General features: G+C 66.0%; 1 protein-coding gene. It reads left to right on the top strand.

What is annotated here, in order from left to right; genetic code table 11:
* Window positions 1-15 precede the first annotated feature (15 nt).
* The coding region (locus R0J92_RS21555) for a hypothetical protein (protein WP_411053136.1) at window positions 16-594 on the top strand (579 nt) is incomplete at its 3' end.

Here is a 594-nt window from a genome sequence, read left to right as displayed (position 1 = left end):
GTAATGGACGGCCGTTTGACGCAGCAGGACTTGGAGAAGGTTGGCCGGATGCTGTCCCGCGACCACGGGATCACCTTGAAGTGCGAGGGCTCACTGGCGTATGCCTCGATGAGCCAACGCGAGATCACGCTTCCGGCCATTCCCGATGCCGGCATCGCCTCGCCGGAGCTGCTCCGCAACATACGGTTCTTCCTCGATCACGAGGTCGGCCACCTTGTGGGCAACAGCAGCGACAACGCCATGGACGTGCTCACCGCCGAGTACGGCGCGATGGGACGCCACATCATCAACGCGCTGGAGGACATCCGCGTCGAGGCGATGATGGCCAAGCTGTGGGCCGGGTGCGGGCTCAACCTCAAGCGCGGCCGCAAGCCGCTCATCGAGGAAGTCGAGCAGCGGATGCAAGGCCAAGCCCACCCGGTGAAGCAGGTGGGCATGGCGCTCTACCGCCGCGGCTCGGGCATGAAGTCCATCGGGCCCGTGGGCATTCGTCGGATCGACTACTCCGCCTGCGTGGCGGCTGCGGTCGGGCAGGCGATGGAGCTTGGCGGCATCGACAGCGAGATCACCGCCTTCACGGGCGGCGGGTTCATC

Origin of the sequence: Tritonibacter sp. SIMBA_163, from assembly GCF_046535935.1 — a bacterium.
In the GTDB taxonomy this organism is placed as follows: domain Bacteria; phylum Pseudomonadota; class Alphaproteobacteria; order Rhodobacterales; family Rhodobacteraceae; genus Epibacterium; species Epibacterium scottomollicae.
The sequence above is the reverse complement of the archived record's forward strand: the minus strand, read 5'-3'. Positions and strand labels throughout refer to the sequence as shown.